Source organism: Bradyrhizobium cedriense (assembly GCF_054602315.1).
Map to the genome: position 1 here is coordinate 625,126 of NZ_JBTSWB010000003.1, position 21,184 is coordinate 646,309.

At 64.0% G+C, this 21,184-nt stretch carries 19 protein-coding genes; 5 read left to right on the plus strand and 14 right to left on the minus strand.

Translation table 11 applies throughout. The features are described 5' to 3' along the window. The first annotated feature begins 26 nt into the window (after positions 1 to 26). Both ACYCVF_RS14690 and glsA read left to right on the plus strand, forming a co-directional pair. Positions 27 to 2,099: a TRAP transporter permease gene (locus tag ACYCVF_RS14690; RefSeq protein ID WP_459596205.1), complete on the plus strand. Its 2,073-nt coding sequence runs from the start codon at positions 27 to 29 to the stop codon at positions 2,097 to 2,099. A 21-nt stretch (positions 2,100 to 2,120) separates the two neighbouring features. Continuing rightward, the gene (gene glsA, locus ACYCVF_RS14695; RefSeq protein WP_459596206.1) at positions 2,121 to 3,968 is read left to right on the plus strand and encodes a glutaminase A; all 1,848 of its coding nucleotides are present in this window, start codon (positions 2,121 to 2,123) and stop codon (positions 3,966 to 3,968) included. A 68-nt stretch (positions 3,969 to 4,036) separates the two neighbouring features. On the opposite strand, the gene ACYCVF_RS14700 is transcribed toward glsA, so the two are convergent. The 14 genes from ACYCVF_RS14700 to ACYCVF_RS14765 all read right to left on the minus strand — a co-directional run bounded on the left by ACYCVF_RS14700 (position 4,037) and on the right by ACYCVF_RS14765 (position 17,069). Beyond that, positions 4,037 to 4,339, minus strand: a complete 303-nt coding sequence (locus ACYCVF_RS14700; RefSeq protein ID WP_459596208.1) for a nucleoside triphosphate pyrophosphohydrolase family protein — start codon at positions 4,337 to 4,339, stop codon at positions 4,037 to 4,039. Positions 4,340 to 4,365: 26 nt separating this feature from the next. Then, positions 4,366 to 4,893 (minus strand): carboxymuconolactone decarboxylase family protein, encoded by a 528-nt coding sequence (locus ACYCVF_RS14705; protein ID WP_459596209.1) that lies wholly within the window; start codon positions 4,891 to 4,893, stop codon positions 4,366 to 4,368. A 466-nt stretch (positions 4,894 to 5,359) separates the two neighbouring features. Next, complete coding sequence (locus tag ACYCVF_RS14710; RefSeq protein WP_459596210.1) at positions 5,360 to 5,719, minus strand: Zn-ribbon domain-containing OB-fold protein; 360 nt, start codon at positions 5,717 to 5,719, stop codon at positions 5,360 to 5,362. Then, positions 5,719 to 6,852 carry a thiolase family protein gene (locus ACYCVF_RS14715; protein ID WP_459596212.1) on the minus strand — a complete coding sequence of 378 codons (1,134 nt, stop codon included), beginning with the start codon at positions 6,850 to 6,852 and terminating at the stop codon, positions 5,719 to 5,721. Before ACYCVF_RS14715 ends, ACYCVF_RS14710 begins: the two co-directional genes overlap by 1 nt. 147 nt (positions 6,853 to 6,999) lie before the next feature. Continuing rightward, positions 7,000 to 8,199, minus strand: a complete 1,200-nt coding sequence (locus ACYCVF_RS14720; RefSeq protein ID WP_459596213.1) for a CaiB/BaiF CoA transferase family protein — start codon at positions 8,197 to 8,199, stop codon at positions 7,000 to 7,002. 124 nt (positions 8,200 to 8,323) lie between these two features. Continuing rightward, positions 8,324 to 8,530 carry a hypothetical protein gene (locus ACYCVF_RS14725; RefSeq protein WP_061026411.1) on the minus strand — a complete coding sequence of 69 codons (207 nt, stop codon included), beginning with the start codon at positions 8,528 to 8,530 and terminating at the stop codon, positions 8,324 to 8,326. Positions 8,531 to 8,651: 121 nt separating this feature from the next. Further along, positions 8,652 to 9,821 carry an acetyl-CoA acetyltransferase gene (locus ACYCVF_RS14730; RefSeq protein ID WP_459596214.1) on the minus strand — a complete coding sequence of 390 codons (1,170 nt, stop codon included), beginning with the start codon at positions 9,819 to 9,821 and terminating at the stop codon, positions 8,652 to 8,654. Between the two features lie 60 nt (positions 9,822 to 9,881). Then, positions 9,882 to 10,532, minus strand: a complete 651-nt coding sequence (eda, locus tag ACYCVF_RS14735) for a bifunctional 4-hydroxy-2-oxoglutarate aldolase/2-dehydro-3-deoxy-phosphogluconate aldolase (RefSeq protein WP_459596215.1) — start codon at positions 10,530 to 10,532, stop codon at positions 9,882 to 9,884. A 10-nt stretch (positions 10,533 to 10,542) separates the two neighbouring features. Further along, complete coding sequence (locus ACYCVF_RS14740) at positions 10,543 to 11,517, minus strand: sugar kinase (protein WP_459596482.1); 975 nt, start codon at positions 11,515 to 11,517, stop codon at positions 10,543 to 10,545. 23 nt (positions 11,518 to 11,540) lie between these two features. After that, positions 11,541 to 12,527 carry a D-erythronate dehydrogenase gene (gene denD / locus ACYCVF_RS14745; RefSeq protein ID WP_459596216.1) on the minus strand — a complete coding sequence of 329 codons (987 nt, stop codon included), beginning with the start codon at positions 12,525 to 12,527 and terminating at the stop codon, positions 11,541 to 11,543. A gap of 63 nt (positions 12,528 to 12,590) precedes the next feature. After that, positions 12,591 to 13,514, minus strand: coding sequence for a carbohydrate ABC transporter permease (locus ACYCVF_RS14750; protein WP_459596217.1), 924 nt, complete (start codon positions 13,512 to 13,514; stop codon positions 12,591 to 12,593). Between the two features lie 81 nt (positions 13,515 to 13,595). Beyond that, positions 13,596 to 14,513, minus strand: coding sequence for a carbohydrate ABC transporter permease (locus ACYCVF_RS14755; protein WP_459596484.1), 918 nt, complete (start codon positions 14,511 to 14,513; stop codon positions 13,596 to 13,598). A 100-nt stretch (positions 14,514 to 14,613) separates the two neighbouring features. Next, entirely contained in the window at positions 14,614 to 15,933 is a 1,320-nt protein-coding gene (locus ACYCVF_RS14760; RefSeq protein ID WP_459596218.1) for an ABC transporter substrate-binding protein, read from the minus strand. A gap of 68 nt (positions 15,934 to 16,001) precedes the next feature. Continuing rightward, positions 16,002 to 17,069 (minus strand): ABC transporter ATP-binding protein, encoded by a 1,068-nt coding sequence (locus tag ACYCVF_RS14765; RefSeq protein WP_459596219.1) that lies wholly within the window; start codon positions 17,067 to 17,069, stop codon positions 16,002 to 16,004. Between the two features lie 201 nt (positions 17,070 to 17,270). Between ACYCVF_RS14765 and gntR the strand changes: the two genes are divergently transcribed. The 3 genes from gntR to ACYCVF_RS14780 all read left to right on the plus strand — a co-directional run bounded on the left by gntR (position 17,271) and on the right by ACYCVF_RS14780 (position 21,171). Then, the gene (gene gntR, locus ACYCVF_RS14770; protein WP_459596220.1) at positions 17,271 to 18,371 is read left to right on the plus strand and encodes an HTH-type transcriptional regulator GntR; all 1,101 of its coding nucleotides are present in this window, start codon (positions 17,271 to 17,273) and stop codon (positions 18,369 to 18,371) included. Positions 18,372 to 18,491: 120 nt separating this feature from the next. Next, a complete protein-coding gene (locus ACYCVF_RS14775) occupies positions 18,492 to 20,321 on the plus strand; it encodes an IlvD/Edd family dehydratase (RefSeq protein ID WP_459596221.1) in 1,830 nt (609 codons plus the stop codon). A gap of 118 nt (positions 20,322 to 20,439) precedes the next feature. Further along, positions 20,440 to 21,171 (plus strand): SDR family oxidoreductase, encoded by a 732-nt coding sequence (locus tag ACYCVF_RS14780; RefSeq protein WP_459596222.1) that lies wholly within the window; start codon positions 20,440 to 20,442, stop codon positions 21,169 to 21,171. Positions 21,172 to 21,184: the final 13 nt, after the last annotated feature.

Genomic DNA, 21,184 nt, shown 5'->3' on the forward strand with positions numbered 1-21,184 from the left:
TTATCAACCCAGACGCGGGATCGGAGATGTCTTCTGCCTCTACTTCCACAGCCTCGCAGGACGAGGCCAAGCGGATTGTGTTCGACGATCCGCATGGCGCCGCCGCCAACATGCAGGAAGCGGAGGTCACGCGCGTGCGCACCCTGCGCGGCGCCTGGCGCTGGATGCTTGTGGTGGCAACCGCGGCGACCATCCTGCTCTGCATCAACCAGCAATTCTCGCTACGCTTCTTCATCGGCTACACCCAGCTCAATACGGAGTATTTCTATCTCCTGATCGCCTTGATGCTGCCCTTCACCTTCCTGATCTTTCCCGGCACGGAGCGTGCCCCCCTCGACCGCATTCCCTGGTACGACCTCGTCCTGTTCGTCGCGACTTTCGCGGCAGCGCTCATTTTGATGTCGAACGTGCGCAAGGCGGCGGAGGCCGGCTGGGAATTCGGCGGCGCGCCGAACGGCGTCATCGCCGCCGGCCTCGTGATGTGGGCGATGTTGATGGAGGCGCTGCGCCGCACCGGCGGCTGGAGCCTGCTCTTGAGCGTCTTGCCGTTCACGGTCTATCCGCTGTTCGCGGAGGCCGGTTGGCTCGGACCGTTCCGCGGCACGCAATCGACGCTGGAGCAGGCGACCGCCTATCACGTGCTGTCGGGCGAAAGCCTGCTCGGCATTCCCATCCAGGCCTTTGCCGACACCGTGATCGGCTTCCTGGTGTTCGGCACCGCGCTGATGATGACCGGGGCCGGAAAATTCTTCATCAATCTCGCCTTCGCACTGTGCGGCACGTTCCGCGGCGGCGCGGCAAAAGTCTGCATCTTTGCCAGCGGCCTGCTCGGCATGATGTCAGGCTCGATCATCTCCAACGTGCTGACCGCCGGCACCATGACCATCCCCGTCATGAAGAAAAGCGGCTTTCGCGCCTCCTATGCCGCCGCGATCGAGGCCTGCGCCTCGACAGGCGCGGTGCTGGCGCCGCCGGTGATGGGCGCCACCGCCTTCGTGATCGCGCAATTCCTCAACGTCAGCTATGCCGACGTCGCGATCGCCGCCATCATCCCCGCCGTGCTCTATTACATCGGCCTGTTCATGCAGGTCGACGCCTACGCCGCCCGTCACAAGCTGAAGGGGATTCCGCGCGCCGAGCTGCCGCGCATCATGGATACGATCAAGGACGGCTGGTACTACGTCTTCGTCATCGCCCTCCTGGTCGTGATGCTGCTCTACTTCAAACGCGAGAGCCACGCGCCGTTCTATGCCACCGCGCTGCTGCTGGTCCTCAACCAGCTCTTCTCCAAGGACACGCGCTGGACGTTGGCGACAATCGGAAAATTCCTTGAGGTGAACGGACGCACCTTCGTGGAACTCGTCGGCATTCTCGCCGGCTGCGGCCTGCTGATCGGCGCCTTCTCGATGACCGGCGTCGTCTCGAGCCTCGCCAACGACCTCCTGCACATCGCCGGCGACAACCCGCTCCTGCTGCTCGGCATGTGCGCGCTCACCAGCCTCATCCTCGGCCTCGGGCTGACCACGACGGCCTGCTACATCTTCCTCGCCATACTGGTCGCGCCCGCATTGGAGAAGCTCGGTCTCAACCGCATGGCCGTGCACATGTTCATCTTCTACTGGGGCATGCTGTCCTCGATCACCCCGCCGGTCGCTATCGCCTCCTTCGCGGCCGCAGGCATCGCCGGTTCGCCCGCGATGAAGACGGGCTGGGAATCGATGTGGGTCGGTAGCATCATCTATTTCCTGCCGTTCTTCTTCGTGCTCAATCCGGCGCTGGTGCTGCAAGGGCCGAGCCCCTATCTTGCCGGCCTCGGCCTGATGGGGCTTGCCGCCTTCGGCACGCTGTTCATCTGTGGCGGCATCCAGGGCTATCAGCCCTTCGTCGGCGATCTGCGCCGCGCCGGCGCGCTGGAATGGCCCATTCGCGTGCTGCTCGTGATCGGCGGCTTCGTGGTGGCGACCCCCGGCGGCGGAATCATGCCGCTATCGCAGATGCAGGTCACGATGCTGGGGCTGGCGATTCTGCTGCCGACGCTTCTGCTTGCCCTGCTGCTGCGGCGGCAGACCATCGTTCCGGACGGGTTGCGCGTGCCTTGATTGCGTTGCACAAGAGAGGCGATGACGCCGCATTCGCCACTCGAAACCGCATGGACCCGCTCCAAACCGCCTTTGCTGCGGTTTCTGAACAATTGCCTGAGCGAGTTCGCCGCCGAGACCTCTGGTAAGGTCGCCGACTACATTCCAGAGCTGGGCAAGGCCGATCCTGCCTATTTTGGCATCAGCCTGGCGACGCTGGACGGCCATGTCTATGAAGTCGGCGACAGCCGGGTGCCCTTCACCATCCAGTCGATGTCCAAGCCGTTCGTGTTCGCGTTGGCGCTGGACCTGCTCGGTGCCGGCAGGGTCGAGAGCGCGATCGGAGTCGAGCCCTCGGGCGACCCCTTCAACTCGATCCGGCTCAATTCCGAGAACCATCCGTTCAACCCGATGGTCAATGCCGGCGCAATCGCCTGCACCGGCCTGATCTACGACAGCAAGGGTGCGGAAGCATTCGAGCAGATTCGCACGGCGCTCAGCCGCTTTGCCGGACGCGACCTCGCGCTCGACGAGGCGGTCTATGCATCCGAGAGCCAGACCGGCGACCGCAACCGCGCCATCGGCTATCTGCTGAAGACCAATGCGGTCATCTCGGACAATGTCGCCGGCGTCCTCGACGTCTATTTCCGGCAGTGCGCCGTGCTGGTCACCGCGCGGGACATCGCGGTGATGGCGGCGACGCTCGCCAATCGCGGCGTCAATCCGGTCACGGGCGAGCAGGTGCTCACGCCCTACGCCATCTCGCGCACGCTCTCGGTGATGACGTCGTCGGGCATGTACGACTATGCCGGCGAATGGATCTACCGCATCGGCATTCCCGCCAAGAGCGGGGTCGGTGGCGGCATTTTGGCCGCTCTGCCCGCTCGTCTCGGTCTCGGCAGCTATTCGCCGCGCCTGGACAAGCATGGCAACAGCGTGCGCGGCATCAAGGTCTGCGAAGCACTGTCGTCGCACTACGACCTGCACATGCTCAACCGCAGCGACGATGCGCGCAACGCCGTCATCGCCGACTACGACATCGGCAAGAGCCCTTCGCGACGCGTGCGCCGCCCGCAGGAGCGCGAGATTTTGGCGGCACACGAACAGGAAGTGCGGATCATCGAGCTGGTCGGCACGCTGTCACTGTCCGCGGTCGACTACGTCTCGAGGCGGCTTGCCGGGCGCCCGCGGCCGCAATTCGTGATCTTCGATCTGCACCGCGTGACCTCGACCACGCGCGCCGGCGCCCGGCTGGTCGCCGAAGCGTTCGAGGAGCTTGCGGCGCTGAACGTGACGGTCGTGCTGTCAGGCGTCAGGCGTGCCTCCAAGGAATGGAACACGTTGCGCGAATGGACCGCCGAGTTGAAGAACGTTCGCGATTTCTACCTGCTCGACACCGCGATCGAATGGGCCGAAGACCAGATCGTGTATCGCTACGGCGGCTCGATCGATTTTCACGAGACCACAGAACTGGCCGAGCAGCCGCTGCTGGCAGGGCTGAGCGAGGAAGAGCTGACCGATCTGGCCTCGCTCTGCATCATCCGAACCTATCAGTCCGGCGGGAAGATTCTCACAACCGGCGATCCCGCGGATGCCCTGTATTTCCTGCGCAGCGGCGCGGTGCACGTCACGCTGCCCGATGGCGTGCGGCTGGCGACGCTCACCGCCGGCATGGCGTTCGGCGAGATGGCGCTGCTGGAGACGACGCGCTCGGCCGACGTATTCGCCGACATGGCCGCAACCGCATGCGAGGTACCGCTGAAGGATTTCGAACGCTTCCGGAGGCAGCACCCACGCGCCAGCGAGCGCATCATGCGCAACCTCGCCCAGCTTCTGGCCGACCGCCTGATCGTCGCCAACGCGAAGGTGGATATTCTGACGGCGACGTGAGCGATGGCCGAGATCCTTCATCTCTCACCGAGGGGAGAGGTGATCCACGCCTCCCGCTCATATAGGCTCTAACGGCTCGCCGCTTCGCTCAGCCGCCGCTTGACTTTGGCAGCGCTCGCTTCGAGCAGTTCGGACGGCTTCTGGCCGGCCGCGGCGCAGAGGCAGGCCCAGTAATAGATGACATCGCCGAGCTCATCGACGAGGCCTGCCTTGTCGAGCCAATCATCGCGCAAGAGCTTCTTGATGTGGTCGGCGACCTCGCCGGATTCACCGGCAAGGCCGAGACCGAGATAGGACAACCGCTCGTTGGACGGATGCTCGTCGACTTTGGCAACGCCGGCGGCCCAAGCCGCATATTCATCGATCGTCATCGGCTTCCCTCGCCGCTTCTGTCTGATCAGCCCACCACTTCGGTGACCGGCTGAAGGTCGATCTCGAACGTCTCGAGGAATTTCGAGGTCATGATGTAGAATCCGACCGAGAGCTGAAGCTCGACCAGTGCAGCCGGCGTCAGCTTCGATGCAATCGCCTTGAAGGTCGCGTCCGTCGGCTTGTTCAGCTTCACGACCTCGTCGGTGAACGCGAGCGCAGCACGCTGCACCTCATTGAAGCAAGACGCGGCCTGCCAGTTCTCGAGTGCCTCGTTCTGCTCGTCTGTGACGCCGACGTTCTTGCCGATGCGCTTGTGGGCGACGATCTCGTACGGCGCCTCGCACAAGATGCCGGTGCGGGTGATTGCAAGCTCGCGCACGATGGGATCGAGCTCGCCCTTGTGGCGGATGGCGCCCCCCAGGCGGCAGTACTGCTCGAAGTAGCTCGGCGAGTGCGCCATCATGCGGAAGATGTTGGCGTTGCGGTTCTTGTCGAGGATTTCGCGGGTGCGGTCGGATGCCTTGGACGGGTCGCTGTAACCGATGCGGGCCATGATTTTCCTGAGCTTTTGATGCTTTTTGTCGTTGCCGGCGAGAGTGCTCCGAAACTCTATTCTTGCGCCGACGCAGGAGCAACATCATCGAGTCAAATTGCCGCCGCATTGCTGATCGACCCTGAGACAGTCGATATTCGACGCGTGGGGACAGATCGCGGCGAATACTCGAGAAGTGGGGTGTTCCGAGTAAAAACAATTGGCCGTCGTGTGCGCTGGCCGCGCAACGATGAGTCACGCCCAAGTCTAGGGAGAGAACGGCATGAAGGAAGCCACCAAGGGGGCGGCCTCGGGAGCGCTTGCGCATATGCTGGCGGTGACGGCGATGCTCGTCATCGCCAGCATCTTGTTCTACGGGCGCTAGTTCAGAGTTTTCGTCATTCCGGGGTGGCCCTCGCACAGGCCAGGCCCAGAATACCCGTTCCAGGCTCGGTCCCTAGGACCGCCCCCGAATGACGAAATCCCTCTAAGCCGTCTTTATGAAGAACGGCACGAGCTTTCCCGCAAAGGACTTGAAGCTCGCGACGACCGAATCGCCGATGGCGAGATCGTTCGCGCCGTGCGCCATCATGCGAAAGCCCTCGGGGCAGTCGACCAGCAGGATGTTGTAGGGTACGTGCGCGCGCGTCTCCGGCGTGGCGGCGCGGCAGACCAGCGAGGTCGCGTAGACCTTGCCTTTGCCGCTCGCACGCTGCTCGCGCGGATCGGGCGCGCCGCAGGCCGCGCAGAAGGCACGATGGAAATACTGGACATTCCCGCAGACGGCGCAGGTCTGAAAGGTGATGGCCTGTTCGCCCTTGGTCCAGTCGGACAGTCGCTCGCTCATCACACCCGCTCCAGAAACATGCTCACATGGGACGACAGCACGCCGCCGTCGCCGTGCAGCAGCGCGATCGAGGCATCGCGCACCTGCCGATTCGCCGCCCGTCCTGTCATCTGCAAATGCGCTTCGACCAGATGCGCCATGGCGCCGCCGACGCCGCAATGGCCGTAGCTGAGCAGGCCGCCATGGGTGTTCAGCGGCATTGCGCCGTCACGGCCGAAATGGCCGGCGCGGACGCGCGCGGACGCTTCGCCGCGGCCGGCAAGGCCAAGGTCTTCCAGCAGCATCGCGAGCGTAATCGTAAAGCTGTCGTAGATTGCGGCGTAGCACACGTCGGAAATCGCAAGGCCCGCCGCCTCCTTGGCACGCGCGATGGAGATCTCGGCGCCGAGCTCACTGAGGCCAGGCGCGGCCGTGACGTGCTGATGGGTGTGCGCCTGGGCGCAGCCGCGGATGCGCACGCCCTCCTCCCCGGTCCGCTCGCGGCTGATGACGAAGGCGGCGCCGCCATCGGACACCGGACAGCAGTCGAGCAGCTTGAGCGGCATCGCTACCGGCTTGGACGCCATGACGTCGGCGACCGTGATGGGATCGTGGAATTGCGCGCCGGGATGGGTGCAGGCGTGCTTGCGCATCAGCACCGCGAACTCGGCGAGGTCCTCTTCGGTCACGCCATATTCGTGCATGTAGCGGCTCGCGACGAGTCCGTAGTAAGCGGGAATGGTCGGGCCGAGCGGCACCTCGTAATCGGGATGGCCAACCTGCGCCAGCGCCTGGATCGAGGCATCGCGGCTCTGTCCCGTGAGCCGGTTCTCACCGGCGACGACGAGCACGTGGCGCGCGACGCCCGCATCGACGAGATGATGCGCCAGCATCGTCATCGCGAGCCCCGTGGCGCCACCGACCTGCACGGCGTGGGCGTAACTCGGCCGTATCCCGAAATGCTCGGCGAAGACGGTGGCGAGCATGATGTGCGGGGAGACGGTGGAGTAGCCGCAGAGGATGCCGTCGATGTCTGAGCGTTTCAGCCCGGCATCGTCGAGCGCGGCTTGCGCGGCCCTGCTCATCAGGTCGAGCGAGGACGAGCCTTCATACTTGCCGAAAGGCGTGAGGCCGACGCCGGTGATGAAGGTCATGCTCTCTCCTCCTCGTCATTCCGGGGCGCGCCTGCTTGAGGCGCGAGCGCGGAATCCATACTCACGATGGTGGTTATGGATTCCGAGCTCGCAACTCCGTCGCGCCCCGGTATGACGGATGAGAGAGTTTGCGCCATCACGTCCTCCCTACTCCGGCGCCGTGCGCGTGACGCCGTCGCGGACCATGGCGGCGATCTCGTCGGCGGAATAGCCGATCTCGCGCAAGATCCCCGCGCCGTGCTCGTTGAGGCGCGGCGCGAGGCGAACCGGCTCCGCCTCGGTCTCCGACCAGGTCGCGGTCACCTTCATGCTGCGGATCGGACCTTCGGTCGGATGCTCGACGACAGGGAAGAAACCGGTCGCCTCCAGATGCTCGTCGTGCAGGATCGACGCGAGGTCGTGCATCGGCATGACCGGCACATCCGCCTTGGTCAGCAGGTCGATCCACCCGGCCGTCGTCCGGGTCTCGAAAATGCGCGCGAGCTCGGCATAGACGACGTCGATATTGGCGGCGCGGCCCGCGAAGGTCGCGAATTTGGGATCGGCACGCAGATCGTCGCGTCCGGTGGCCTTGAAGAAGTTCTCCCACTGCTTGTCGTTGTAGACAATGACGCTGAGATAGCCATCGGAAGTCTTGTAGGGCCTGCGGTCGCGCGAGAGGTGGCGGGCATAGCCGCCCTTGTCGAGCGGTGGCTCGAAGGTGAGCCCACCCATGTGGTCGCCCATGACGAATGCCGCCATGGTCTCGAACATCGGGATGTCGACGCGCTGGCCGCGGCCGGTGCGGTCGCGGTGCACGAGGCTGGCGCAGATCGCCCCGACGGCGGTGAGGCCGACGATGCGATCGACAAGCGCATTCGGCACGTAGCGCGGCACGCCGTCGCCGGTCTGCGCCATCAGCGCCGGCAGCGCGGTGGCGCCCTGGATCAGATCGTCATAGGCGGGCTTCGCGGCATAAGGCCCGTCCTGACCGAATCCGAACACGCCGGCATAGACCAGGCGCGGGTTGATGGCGGAAACGACCTCGTAGCCGAGTTGAAGCCGCGCCATGGCCTGCGGGCGGACGTTATAGACCAGGACATCGGCGTCCTTCAGCAACCGCAGCACGGCCTCGCGGCCGGCGGGCTTTTTCAGGTCGAGGCAGATCGAGCGCTTGCTACGGTTGGTGTTGAGGAACACCGGGCCCATGCCGGCGTGTCGCATCGGGCCGATCAGCCGGGTGACGTCGCCGTCCAGCGACTCCACCTTGATGACGTCGGCGCCGTAATCCCCGAGCATCTGGGTCGCATACGGCCCCATCAGCACGGTGGTCATGTCGATGACCTTGACGCCCTTCAGCGGCCCCATCGCTCGCTCCCGATTGCGCGAGGCTCAAGCGCCCCGCGATTTCGGTCCAGCTAACGGCAGCACCGTTGCCCGCGCAAGGGCGAACGGCGTATGGCGGCATGCATCGCGCGGCGATATCGGGCCGCTATTTCTTCTGGCGGGATTCGCGAATCTTCAGGAGCCGCTCGAGCTCATCGTTCTGCTGATTGATGCGGTCGGCGATGCGCGACTCGTTCTGCTCGCCCGAGGCGGCGGCGGCCTGCTCGATGAGCTGGCGGATATTGTCCTCGAGGATCGCGATGCGATCGTTCAGCGCGTCCATCGACAGTGAATCTTCGTAGTCATTGCTCATGATGCATTCCCTGCAATTCAATCAAGAGCATTAAGGCTGGCCCGGGCGGGCCCACCATGATCTAGCGCAAGAAAGAAAGGTGGGCCCGGCGGTTACGCGCCTTTGCCCACCCTACGAAATCTTACTTCAATGGCTCCAGCACGGAGACATAGTTGGCGACGGCAGCGCCGCCCATGTTGAAGATGCCGCCGAGCTTGGCGTTCTTCAGCTGCATGCCCTCGGGCGCCTGCCCTGCAAGCTGCATCGCCGTCATCACATGCATGGAGACGCCGGTGGCCCCGATGGGGTGCCCCTTGGCCTTGAGGCCGCCGGACGGATTGACCGGCAGCTTGCCGTCCTTCAGCGTCCAGCCTTCCTTGATGGCGCGGGCGCCCTGCCCCTTCGGCGTCAGGCCCATGGCTTCGTATTCGATCAGCTCGGCGACCGTGAAGCAGTCATGGGTCTCGACGAAGGAGAGATCGGAAAGCGTCACACCTGCCTTTTCCAGGGCGCGCTGCCAGGCGACCGTGCAGCCCTCGAACTGGAGGATGTCGCGCTTGCTCATAGGCAGGAAGTCCTGGGCGTGCGCGGTGGCGCGGAAGCCGATCGACTTGCTCATGCCCTTCGCCGTCTCGGAATCGGCCAGCACCAGCGCGGCGGCGCCGTCGGACACCAGCGAGCAGTCGGTGCGCTTCAAGGGACCAGCGACGTAAGGGTTCTTCTCGCTCTCGGCGCGGCAGAAGTCGAAGCCAAAGTCCTTGCGCATCTGGGCAAAGGGATTGGCGACGCCGTTCTTGTGGTTCTTGGCCGCGATCAGCGCCAGCGCATCGGACTGGTCGCCGTATTTCTGGAAATAGGAACTGGCGATCTTGCCGAACACACCCGCGAAACCGCCGACGGTGTAGCCGTCCTCGGGCAGATAGGATGCCTTGAGCAGGTTCTTGCCGATCTCGGCGCCAGGGGTGCGCGTCATCTGCTCGACACCGACGACCAGGACGATCTTGGCGGCCCCTGCGGCAATCGCGCGCAGGCCCTGGTGAACTGCGGCGGAGCCGGTGGCGCAGGCGTTCTCGACGCGGGTCGCCGGCTTGAAGCGCAGCTTCGGGTCGGCCTGGAGCACCAGCGAGGCGGTAAAATCCTGCGGGGAGAAGCCGGCGTTGAAATGGCCGAGCACGATCTCGTCGACGTCGGAAGCGGAAATGCCGGCATCGGCCAGCGCCTCATTGGCGACGCGAGTGACGAGGCTTTCGACGGTTTCGGTGTCGAACTTGCCGAACGGCGTGTGCGCCCATCCGACGATGCTGGCGGTCATGATGTTCTCTCCCTGGGGATCTCTTCCTGAGCTAAGTCTTAGCCCAGAGATGGCAAGACTTCACGCGGCTTTCAGGGCCTTGAGGGTGCGCTGGCAGATGGCAGTTATGCCGTCCCAGTTCCCGGCCCGGATCTCCGCCGTCGGACATAGCCAGGACCCGCCGACCGCGACTACATTGGGTTCGGCGAGCCAGGTTGCCGCATTGCCCTCACCGATGCCGCCGGTCGGGCAGAACCGCACGTTGGGGAACGGCCCGCCGAGAGCGCGCAGGCCCTTGATGCCGCCGGCTTGCTCGGCCGGGAAGAATTTTGCGACGTCGAAGCCGTAGGACAGCGCCATCATCAGCTCGGAGGCCGTGGCAATGCCCGGCGCGAACGGCAGGGAGCTGTCGGTTGCGGCCTTGAGCAGATCGGGTGTCAGGCCCGGGCTGATGCCGAACGCGACGCCGAGCTTTTCGACACGGGTGAAGTCGGCCGGATTGACAATCGTGCCGATGCCGACGATCGCCTCGGGTACTTCGGCCATCATCGCCCTCGCCGCCTCGATCGCAACGGGGGTCCGCAGGGTCACCTCAAGCGTGCGAACCCCGCCGGCAACCAGCGCACGCGCCAGCGGCACCGCATCCTGGATGCGTTCGATTGTGAGGACGGGAATGACGGTCGCCGCCTTGAACAGCGCGACGAGGTGATTCTGTTGGGCAGTCGTGGTCATGGGTCTCGATTCATTTGGTCGCCTGGCGAGAGGCCGCCGGCCGGTGCCGTTTCCTCGGCGGCATGGCATAGCCCGGAATGATGGCGCCGGGATAGCAGATCACAAGGCTGGCGAGGCGATGCCCGGCGTGGGCGGCCTCCACCGGGTCCGAGCCGGCCAGCCGGGCGGCGATGTAGGCCGCGGCAAAGCTGTCGCCAGCCGCGGTGGTGTCTACCACCGGCTTGGTCATCGGCTCGGCGCGGACCTCGCTGGTGCCGCCGGGAAAGCGCAAGAGACTAACCGGCTCCGCCAGGCGGAACACCAGCTCCGGGCTCGGAATGCGCGCCATCAGCTGGTCGTGGCTCTCGCCGGGATAGAGCGCAAGCAGATCCTCGGTCGAGGTCAGCGCGATGTCGGCGGTCGCAAGCGCCCTGGCAAGCATCTCCCGAGCGGTCTCGGGATCCGGCCATCCCCGCGCGCGAAAATTGGTGTCGAACACGAAGCGGGTGCCGAGCAGGCGCGCGCGCTTGATCGCGGCGAACAGGCGCTCGCGTCCGGGCCCATCGTAGATCGAGAGCGTGATCGCGGAGAGATAGATGATGTCGTAGCTCATCAGCGAATTGAGCAGTTCATCCGTCTCCGGCAGGTTCATCAGTTGACGCGCTGCCGCGCAGTCGCGCCAGTGGAAGAACTGGCGCTCACCCTTCGCATCCGTCTGGATCATGTACAGGCCGGGCAGCTTGCCCGCCAGCCGCACGACGCGCCTGGTGCCGACACCCTCCGCATTCCAGGCCGCGATCATCTCATCGCTCAAGGTATCGTCGCCAAGCGCGGTGAGATAGTCGACCTTGGTTTCGAGCCGCGCCAGATAGACGGCCGTGTTGAGGGTGTCGCCGCCGAAGCCACGCGAGTAAAGCCCGCCGCCCTGTCCCTGTCCGGCAGAGGCGCCCCCCTGGGCCTGCCGAAGCTCGACCATGCATTCGCCGATGCAAGCTACGCTCGCCATCATGTGACCCGATCAGTCAACGATCAGGCGACGAAGTCGCCGCCGAGCTCGTCCTCGATGTGAATGCGGATGATGTCGTCGAAATTCCTCTCGGCCGTGGTGAAGCCGAGCTCAAGCGCCCGCTTGGCGTTGAAATTGCGCGGCCAGCCGCCGACGATGCCGACGATGAAAGGATCCGGCTCGCGCTTGATCCGCGCTGCGACCTTTTCACCGGCGACCCGCTTCAGCGCGGCGATCTGCTCGCCGACCGTGGCCGACAGGCCCGGCATGGTCAGATTGCGGCGCGGGCCGACGGCGGCGAGGTCCATCGTGCCGGCGTGAAGCAGGAAGCCGACTGCCGAGCGCGGCGTCGCGTGCCAGTGGCGGACGTCCTCGGAGACCGGCAGGATCGCTTCTTTGCCGGCGAGCGGCTCGCGCAGGATGTTGGAGAAGAAGCCCGATGCCGCCTTGTTGGGCAGACCCGGCCGGATGCAGATGGTCGGCAGGCGGATGCCGATGCCGTCGAGGAAGCCCCGGCGGGAATAGTCGGCGAGCAGGAGTTCGCCGATCGCCTTCTGGGTGCCGTAGCTGAGCAGCGGCGTATGGAAGAACTCGTCGCCGATCGCGTCCGGGAACGGCGCGCCGAACACCGCGATCGAGGATGTAAACACCACGCGCGGCTTGTAGCCTCCGCCAGCGAGACGGATGGCATCGAGCAGCATCCGCGTGCCGTCGAGATTGATGCGGTAGCCCTTGTCGAAATCGAGCTCGGCTTCGCCGGAGACGATGGCGGCCAGATGGAAGATCACGTCGGGGCGGCCGGCGATCAGCTTTTCGGCCGCTCCCGGCACGGCGAAATCGCCCGACACGGTCTCGACGGGGAAGCCGGCACTTTCCGGCTTCTTCGGCTCGACCACGTCGTGCATGGTCAATTTGGTGATGTCGCTCTTGCCGAGCCGGCCGTCGCGCAACAGCCGTTCACAGAGTTTGCGGCCGACCATGCCGGCGGCGCCCAGAACCAGGATGTGCAAGAGCCTACTCCTTCTTGTCGGCCGGAGCGCGCCGTTCCTGACGCGCCCTCGGCAAGCCCGTGATCATTCCTTCACGGCACCTGTCATCGCCGACACATAATGCTCCACGAAGAAGGCGTAAAGGATCACGAGCGGCAGCGAGCCGGCCAGCGCTCCGGCCATCAGCGACCCCCACCGGTAGATGTCACCATCCACGAACTCGTTGACGATCGCGACCGGCACCGTCTTGTTGCTGGTCGACTGCAGGAAAGTCAGGGCGTAGATGAACTCGTTCCAGCACAGCGTGAAGCAGAAAATGAAGGCCGAGATGAGGCCGGGGATTGCGAGCGGCACGACGATCTTGGTCAGGATCTGCCAGCGGCTCGCTCCGTCGATCAGCGCGCATTCCTCGAGCTCGAAGGGGATGGTCTTGAAATAGCCCATCAAGAGCCAGGTCGAGAACGGGATCAGGATCGTCGGATAGGTCAGGATCAGCGCCAGCGGCGAGTCGAAAAGGCCGTATTGAAACACCACGGTGGCGAGCGGAATGAACAGGATCGAAGGCGGCACGAGATAGGCGAGGAAAATCAGTCCGCCGACGAGATTCGCGCCCTTGTAACGCAACCGCACGATCGCGTAGGCCGCAAACACCGATGCGATGATCGAGAGAATGGTGGCGCAGATCGCCACGTACATCGTGTTCCAGAGCCAATACGGATAGTAGCTCTCGAACAGCAGCTTGTGGAAGTGCTTGAACGTCGGATTCCAGGTCCAGAACGGATTGTACTTGTCGAGATCGAGCAGTTGTTCGTCGGGCTTCACCGACGTCAGCGCCATCCAGTAGAACGGAAACAGCAGGACGACGACGATGATCGTGAGCGGCAGATAGAGCGTCACGAGCCTGCGTGGTACCGACTGCAGGTAGCTCATGCCCTCGCTGTTGTCGACGCGCGACGGCGCCGCTATGACGGCCTTGAGATCCAGTTTCGAGGCAGGAAGATCAGTCATTGCTTTCTCCCTGTTGCCACTTGCGACAGCGCGCGGGGCTTGCCTCGTTCGCGCAAAGAAGAAGCCGAAACGGCGCGGGGATCAGTCATTGTTTTCCCCCTGCTGCCACTTACGACGCTGCAGGCCGAACCATGACACCATGATCGCAGCGAGCAGGAACGGAATCATGGCGCTGGAGATCGCTGCCCCCTCGCCCAACTGCCCGGCGATGATCGCGCGCTGGTAGGACAGGGTTGCCATCAGATGCGTGGCGTTGACCGGGCCGCCACGGGTCATCGCCCAGATCAGCTGGAAGTCGGTGAAGGTGAAGAGCACGGAGAAGGTCATCACGACGGCGATGATCGGCGTCAGAAGCGGATAGGTGATGAAGCGGAAGTTCTGCCACCGCGTGGCGCCGTCGAGCGTTGCCGCTTCATAGAGCGAGGGCGAGACGGTCTGCAGGCCTGCGAGCAGCGTGATCGCGACGAACGGCACGCCGCGCCAGACATTGGCGAAGATCACGCAAATCCGTGCCCAGGTCGTGTCGCCGAGGAAGTTGATGTTCTGGCTGATCAGGCCGAGTTGCTTCAGCGACCAGGAAATGATCGAGAATTGCGAGTCGAAGATCCACCAGAATGCGAGCGCCGAGAGCACCGTCGGAACGATGAAGGGAATGAGCACCATCGCGCGCAGCATCGCCTTGAAAGGCATGTGCTCGTTGAGCAGCAGCGCGAGATAGAGTCCGATCGCGAATTTGAAGGCGCTGGCGACGAAGGTGTAGAGCAGCGTATTGAATACGGACAGCCAGAAAATGGAGTCGTCCCAGAGCCATTCGTAGTTCTCGGTGGCGATGAAGTGCCCGACCCTGCCGATGCGCGTGTCCGTGAATGACAACCAGATGCCGAGCCCGAGCGGATAGGCCAGGAAGAAGATCAGGAACGCCATGGCCGGCACCATGAACCAGAAGCCGAGCCAGTTGCGATTGTATTTGAGCTGGGTCCAGGCGCTCGCCTCGTTCATCTGAGGCTTGGCCCGGGGTATTGCGACATCAGCCATGCCCGATATCCCTGATCGAAATGTTGGCGAGCGGGCGGCCGGACGGCCGCCCGCTCCGTGACCGTCAGCGATAGATGCGCTTCAGCTGGCGCTCGGCGTCCGCCATCGCGCCCTTCGTATCCTTGGCGCCGGTGCAGTAATTGGCGAACATGTCGACGACGATGAAATCGGCGATCGCGGTTGCCGCCTTCTCGCCGACCGTGCCGACGCCGGAGGCCGGCAGCGTGCGCTTGGAGGCCTGCGAGAACACGGCATTCTTGGGATCGGCCGTCCAGATCGGCGCCGACTCGTAGGCGTTCAAGGTCTGCGTCAGATAGCCCTGCGCGCCATCCAGCCACTTCTCGTAGTTCTCCTTCTCCAGCATGAAAGCGACGAAGGCCTTCGCCGCGTTCGGATATTTGGTGAAGTTGAAGGCGAGGATCGGCAGCGCAAGCTGCAGCTCGGTCGGCTTTCCGACCGGTCCGACCGGCCAGAGCGCGTGATAGGTGTCCGCGGCGAGCTCCTTCTTGCTCGCATCGGTCTTGGCAGCGACGTAGATCGAGATGCCGTTCGCCGTGCAGTGGAGCTCGCCGGCGAGGAACGCCTTGTTGTTGGAGGAATCGTTCCAGGACGCCGTGCCCGGGATGAAGCTTTCGTACAGCGCCTTGCAATATTCCAGAGCCTTCGCGGTCTCCGGCGAATTGATGATGATCTTGTCGTTCTGGTCGACCGTGTAGGCGCCGTGCCCCCACAGCACCCAGTGCAGCCACGAATTGCCGTCGCCCGAAGCATGCCCGAGCGCGAAGCCGGCCGGCGTGTTGTTGGCCTTCAGGGCCTTGCACATTTCGAGGAAGCCGGGGAAATCCTTCGGGAATTCCTTGAAGCCGGCCTTCTCGAGCGCCGACTTGCGGTAAGTCATGTAACCGCCGTTGGTCGCGACGGGAATGCCGAGCCAGTCGTTGCCTTGCTTGCAAGTCTTGGCGGCCGCATCGGTCCAGCCGCCATATTTCTTGCCGAGATAATCGGCGACGTCGTTCATCTTCAGCACTTTGGTGGGGAAGAGCTGCGGCAGCGTGTGCAGGCCCCAGGCGAGATCGAGCCCGGAGCCGGTATTGGCCGCAACCGAGGCCTTCGGCTGCACGTCCTCGAAGGATTCGCTGAACACGTTCATCTCGGTGCCGGTGGCAGCCTTGAACGCCGCCACCATCGCGTTGAACGCATCGTCCTCCTGCGGCACGAAGCGCTTCCATCGCATCACGGTCAGCTTGGCGCCGGGCTCCGCCTTCCAGGGCGCGCTCTGCGCCCAGGCCTTGGCGAAGTCGAACAGTGCCGGCCCGGTCAGCATGCCGGTCGCAGCCAATGCCGTTCCGCCTTGAAGCAGACTCCGGCGGGTAAAGTCTTGCATGTCGTCCTCCCTGTGATGCTTTTTTGTCGTCTTATGCTTTGTCGTCTTATGGTTTTTCGTCTTATGAACTACGCGTTCATGCGCTTGCCCGTTGCATCGTCGAACAGATGAACGAGGGACGGGTCGGGCTTCAGCCGCACCTTGTCGCCCGGGTTGAACTGGTGACGCTCGCGGAAGACCGCGACGACCTGCTCGCCACCGACCTTGGCAAACACTTGCGTCTCCGAGCCGGTCGGCTCGACCACGATGATCTCGGCCTCGGCGCCGTCATCGGCGATGGTGAAATGCTCCGGCCGCACGCCGTAGACTGCGGGCCGGCCGTCCGAGGCCGCCGGCGCGGTCTTGAGCGGCAACTTGACGCCGTTCGGTCCCTCGAAGGTGGCAACGCCGTTCACGCGAACATGACCTTTGAGAAAGTTCATCGCGGGCGAGCCGATGAAGCCGGCGACGAACTGATTGTCGGGCTTGTCGTAAAGCTCGAGCGGCGTGCCCATCTGCTCGACGATGCCGTCATGCATGACGACGATCTTGTCGGCCATGGTCATGGCCTCGATCTGGTCGTGGGTGACGTAGACGGTCGTCGTCTTCAGCCGCTGGTGCAGCTCCTTGATCTCGGTGCGCATGGCGACGCGCAGCTTGGCGTCCAGGTTCGACAAGGGTTCGTCGAACAGGAAGACCTGCGGATCGCGCACGATGGCGCGGCCCATGGCGACGCGCTGGCGCTGGCCGCCGGAGAGCTGGCGCGGATAGCGGTCGAGCAGCGGCGACAGCGCCAGGATCTCGGCGGCGCGCTTGACGCGCTTGTTGATCTCGTCCGAGCTGGCATTGCGCAGCTTCAGCGAGAAGCCCATGTTCTCGGCCACCGTCATGTGCGGATAGAGCGCGTAATTCTGGAACACCATCGCAATGTCCCGCTCCTTGGGCTGGACATTGTTGACGACGCGGTCGCCGATCGAGATCGTGCCGGAGGTGATGTTCTCGAGACCGGCGAGCATGCGCAGAAGCGTCGACTTGCCGCATCCGGAAGGACCGACCAGAACGACGAACTGGCCGTCCTCGATCGGAATCGTCACGCCGTGCAGGACTTCAAAATTGCCGAACGATTTCCGCACGTCGCGGATTTGCACAGACGACATCTAGCTCCCTCCTCGAAAGTCCACGACGCCTCTAGCGCCGTGACCGTCTTGTTTTTCAGACTTCACCGAACGAAGCCCGATCTTAGCGGGCGACATTGTCGGTAGTTTGTGCGGTTTTGGCAATTTGTCTTTGGTTAGTCGTTGCTGGTAGCGCTGTCAACGTTCCTTTGTTTGCAGGACTGACTGTGTTAAGAGCAGCAAATGGGTCGAAAACGCACCAAGTCAGGCAAAATCCGGCTGGCCGAAGTGGCCGAGCTCGCCGGCGTCAGCCCGATTACCGCGTCCCGCTTCTTCCGCAATCCCGAGGCGCTTTCGGTCGCCAAGCGGACACGGGTCGAGAGCGCCGCCAAGGAGCTCGGCTATGTGCCCAACCTTGCCGCACGCGCGTTGGCCTCGCAACGCACCGAAGTCATCGGTGTATTGATCCCTTCCCTCACCAATAACGTGTTCTCGGACGTACTGCGCGGCATCTATGATGCGTCGGAGGGCAGCCGTTACTCGATCCAGTTGTCCAACACGCGCTACAGCATTCTCCAGGAAGAGAGATTGCTGCGCCTGTTCCTGGCGCAGAAGCCGGCCGGGCTGATCGTCACCGGCATCGACCAGACCGCGGAATCCCGCGCGATGCTGGAAGCCGCGGACTGCCCGATCGTGCAGATCATGGAAATCGGCCCGGATCCGGTCGACATGATGATCGGCTTTTCGCACTACGATGCAGCTCGTGCGGCGGTTGCGCACCTGTTCGAACAAGGTCACCGCATGATCGGCTTCGTCGGCGCGCGCATGGATCCGCGGGTGCAGCGGCGGCTGGACGGATATGTCTCGGCCATGAAGGACGCTGGACTGTTCGAGCAACGCCTCGTCGTCACGACCGCTACACCGACTTCTGTGACGCTCGGCGGAGCTTTGTTCACCGATCTCCTGGCGCGGGAGCCTGACATCGATGCGGTGTTCTGCGCCAATGACGATCTCGCGCTCGGCGTGCTGTTCGAATGCCGGCGCCGGGAGATCGAGGTGCCCGGGCAGATCGCCATCGTGGGCTTCAACGACCTCGAATTCATGGCCTCCGCCGTCCCCACCCTCACCAGCGTCCGCACCAACCGCTATGAGATGGGGAAGACGGCCGCCACCATGCTGATCAACGCCATCGAAGGGCAGCGCCCGGAGCAGCCGGTGCTCGATCTCGGCTTCAAGGTGATCGAGCGGCAAAGCTCATTGGCACGGCGTTCGGACAGCAGGCCAGCCATTTCCGCCGCGGGTGCGGTGAACAAAATGATAGCGTTACCAAGTAGCGGCGACTAGTATCGGACTCGTGAGGAAACGACCCGCCAGCGGGAACGCAGATCATCGCTCGCGCCGTTGGGCATTGCATGCCGACACGATGAGACGGGCGCCAGTGCGTTTGCATTGCAGGAGAAACCAATGACAAAGAAACCAACCAATGGGCATGCGACCGGCAGCAACGGTACTCGCCGTCATCTTCGCTCGCAGGAATGGTTCAACAACCCGCATAATCCGGGCATGACCGCTCTCTATATGGAGCGTTACCTCAATTACGGTCTCACCCGCGCCGAATTGCAGTCCGGCAAGCCGATCATCGGCATCGCCCAGACAGGCAACGATCTCTCTCCCTGCAACCGCCACCACATCGAACTCGCCCATCGCGTCCGCGAGGGCATCCGCGAAGCCGGCGGCATCGCGATGGAATTCCCGACGCATCCGATCCAGGAGACCGGCAAGCGCCCAACGGCGGCGCTCGACCGCAACCTCGCCTATCTCGGCCTCGTCGAAATCCTCTACGGCTATCCGCTCGACGGCGTGGTGCTCACCACCGGCTGCGACAAGACCACGCCGGCCTGCATGATGGCGGCGGCGACCGTCAATCTGCCCGCAATCGTGCTGTCGGGCGGCCCGATGCTCAACGGCTGGCACGCTGGCGAGCGCACGGGCTCCGGCACCATCGTCTGGAAGTCGCGCGAGCGGCTTGCGGCCGGCGAGATCGACTATGAAGAGTTCATGGAGATCGTGGCCTCCTCGGCCCCCTCCGTCGGCCATTGCAACACCATGGGCACGGCGTCGACCATGAACGGCCTTGCCGAGGCGCTCGGCTTCTCGCTGCCGGGCTGCGCGGCGATCCCCGCGCCCTATCGCGAGCGCGGCCAGATCGCTTATGAGACGGGCAAGCGCATCGTCGAGATGGTCTGGGAGGACCTCAAGCCCTCGGACATTCTGACTCGCAAGGCTTTCGAGAACTGCATCGTGATCAACTCGGCGATCGGCGGCTCGACCAACGCGCCGATCCACATCAACGCACTGGCCCGCCACATCGGCGTCGAGCTCTCGATCGAGGACTGGCAGAAGGTCGGCCACGACGTGCCGCTGCTGGTCAACATGCAGCCGGCCGGCTTCTATCTCGGCGAGGAATTCCACCGCGCCGGCGGCGTGCCGGCGGTGGTGCGCGAGCTGATGAAGCACAAGCGCATCCATGAGGATGCGGTCACGGTCAACGGCCGCGGTATCGGCGAGAACTGCAAGAACGCACCGGAGCCAGACAACGACGTGATCTGGACTTACGACAAGCCGCTGGTGAAGGACGCCGGCTTCCTGGTGCTGAAGGGCAATCTGTTCGATTCCGCGATCATGAAGACCAGCGTGATCTCCAAGGAATTCCGCGACCGCTACCTCAGCAACCCGAAGGACCTCAACGCCTTCGAGGGCCGCGCCATCGTGTTCGAAGGGCCCGAGGATTACCACGAGCGGATCGACGATCCCTCCCTCGATATCGACGAACGCTGCGTGCTGTTCATCCGCGGCACCGGTCCGATCGGCTACCCCGGCGGCGCCGAGGTCGTGAACATGCAGCCGCCGGCAGCATTGATCAAACGCGGCATCCTGTCCCTGCCCTGCATCGGCGACGGCCGGCAGTCCGGCACCTCGGGCTCGCCCTCCATCCTCAATGCTTCGCCGGAAGCCGCCGCCAATGGCGGTCTTGCGATCCTCAAGACCGGCGACAAGGTGCGCATCGACCTCAACAAGGGCAGCGCCAACATCCTGATCTCGGACGAGGAGCTGAAGAAGCGCCATGCCGAGCTCAAGGCCAATGGCGGCTTCAAGCATCCGCCGAACCAGACGCCGTGGCAGGAGATCTACCGCAACACCGTCGGCCAGCAATCGACCGGTGCCTGCATGGAGCTCGCGACACGCTATCAGAACGTCGCCGGCACGTTTGGCGTGGCGCGGGATAATCACTAGGCGAAGTGCGCGTAGCCCAAGCGAGCGAAGCGACACCCGGGACACCGCTCCCGGATATCGCGCTCGCGCGCTTATCCGAGCTACGGCACCTCAAATTCAAGGTGAGGAGAACAACAACATGGCAGATCGCCTCAAGGGAAAGCGCGCCGTCGTCACGGCGGCTGCGGCAGGAATCGGGCGCGCATGCGCCATCGCCTTCGCGCGTGAAGGCGCGACCGTCATCGCCACCGACATCAACGAGAGCGGCATCGCGAGCCTGACCAAGGAAGGCATCGCCGAGGTCGCAAAGCTCGACGTCCGCAACACTGCCGAAGTCAACGCCTTTGCCAAGCGCGTCGGCAAGATCGACATCCTGCTCAACGCCGCCGGCTTCGTCCATCACGGCACCATCCTGGAGTGCTCGGAAGAAGATTTCGACTTTTCGTTCGACCTCAACGTCAAGTCGATGCACCGGACCATCAAGGCCTTCCTGCCGGACATGCTGGCGGGCGGTGGCGGCAGCATCGTCAACATCTCGTCTTGCGCCGCGCTGAGGCCGCCGGCAAACCGCTATGTCTACAGCGCGTCGAAAGCGGCCGTGTCGCTACTGACGCGCGCGGTCGCGCTTGACTTCATCACCAAGGGCATCCGCTGCAACTCGATCTGCCCCGGCACCGTCGAGACGCCCTCGATGCTCGACCGCGCCGCAGCGCAGGGGCCGCAAGGCAAGGAGATGTTCATCTCCCGCCAGAAGATGGGCCGCCTCGGCACTGCGGAGGAGATCGCATCCATGGCGGTTTATCTCGGCAGCGACGAGAGCGCCTTCACCACCGGCGTCGACCTCGTCGTCGACGGCGGCTACATGCTCTGAGGCTGGGGATCAA

Coding starts and splice junctions, on each gene's coding strand:
- ACYCVF_RS14740 (WP_459596482.1), bottom strand. CDS start 11,517: ATGGCGAGCGTAGCTTGCATCGGCGAATGCATGGTCGAGCTTCGGCAG.
- gntR (WP_459596220.1), top strand. CDS start 17,271: ATGGGTCGAAAACGCACCAAGTCAGGCAAAATCCGGCTGGCCGAAGTG.
- ACYCVF_RS14725 (WP_061026411.1), bottom strand. CDS start 8,530: ATGAGCAATGACTACGAAGATTCACTGTCGATGGACGCGCTGAACGAT.
- ACYCVF_RS14705 (WP_459596209.1), bottom strand. CDS start 4,893: ATGGCCCGCATCGGTTACAGCGACCCGTCCAAGGCATCCGACCGCACC.
- ACYCVF_RS14755 (WP_459596484.1), bottom strand. CDS start 14,513: ATGAACGAGGCGAGCGCCTGGACCCAGCTCAAATACAATCGCAACTGG.
- glsA (WP_459596206.1), top strand. CDS start 2,121: ATGACGCCGCATTCGCCACTCGAAACCGCATGGACCCGCTCCAAACCG.
- ACYCVF_RS14720 (WP_459596213.1), bottom strand. CDS start 8,199: ATGGGGCCGCTGAAGGGCGTCAAGGTCATCGACATGACCACCGTGCTG.
- ACYCVF_RS14690 (WP_459596205.1), top strand. CDS start 27: ATGTCTTCTGCCTCTACTTCCACAGCCTCGCAGGACGAGGCCAAGCGG.
- ACYCVF_RS14700 (WP_459596208.1), bottom strand. CDS start 4,339: ATGACGATCGATGAATATGCGGCTTGGGCCGCCGGCGTTGCCAAAGTC.
- ACYCVF_RS14765 (WP_459596219.1), bottom strand. CDS start 17,069: ATGTCGTCTGTGCAAATCCGCGACGTGCGGAAATCGTTCGGCAATTTT.
- ACYCVF_RS14775 (WP_459596221.1), top strand. CDS start 18,492: ATGACAAAGAAACCAACCAATGGGCATGCGACCGGCAGCAACGGTACT.
- ACYCVF_RS14760 (WP_459596218.1), bottom strand. CDS start 15,933: ATGCAAGACTTTACCCGCCGGAGTCTGCTTCAAGGCGGAACGGCATTG.
- eda (WP_459596215.1), bottom strand. CDS start 10,532: ATGACCACGACTGCCCAACAGAATCACCTCGTCGCGCTGTTCAAGGCG.
- ACYCVF_RS14780 (WP_459596222.1), top strand. CDS start 20,440: ATGGCAGATCGCCTCAAGGGAAAGCGCGCCGTCGTCACGGCGGCTGCG.
- ACYCVF_RS14715 (WP_459596212.1), bottom strand. CDS start 6,852: ATGACCTTCATCACCGGCGTCGGCCTCACGCCTTTCGGCAAGTATGAA.
- ACYCVF_RS14710 (WP_459596210.1), bottom strand. CDS start 5,719: ATGAGCGAGCGACTGTCCGACTGGACCAAGGGCGAACAGGCCATCACC.
- ACYCVF_RS14750 (WP_459596217.1), bottom strand. CDS start 13,514: ATGACTGATCTTCCTGCCTCGAAACTGGATCTCAAGGCCGTCATAGCG.
- ACYCVF_RS14730 (WP_459596214.1), bottom strand. CDS start 9,821: ATGACCGCCAGCATCGTCGGATGGGCGCACACGCCGTTCGGCAAGTTC.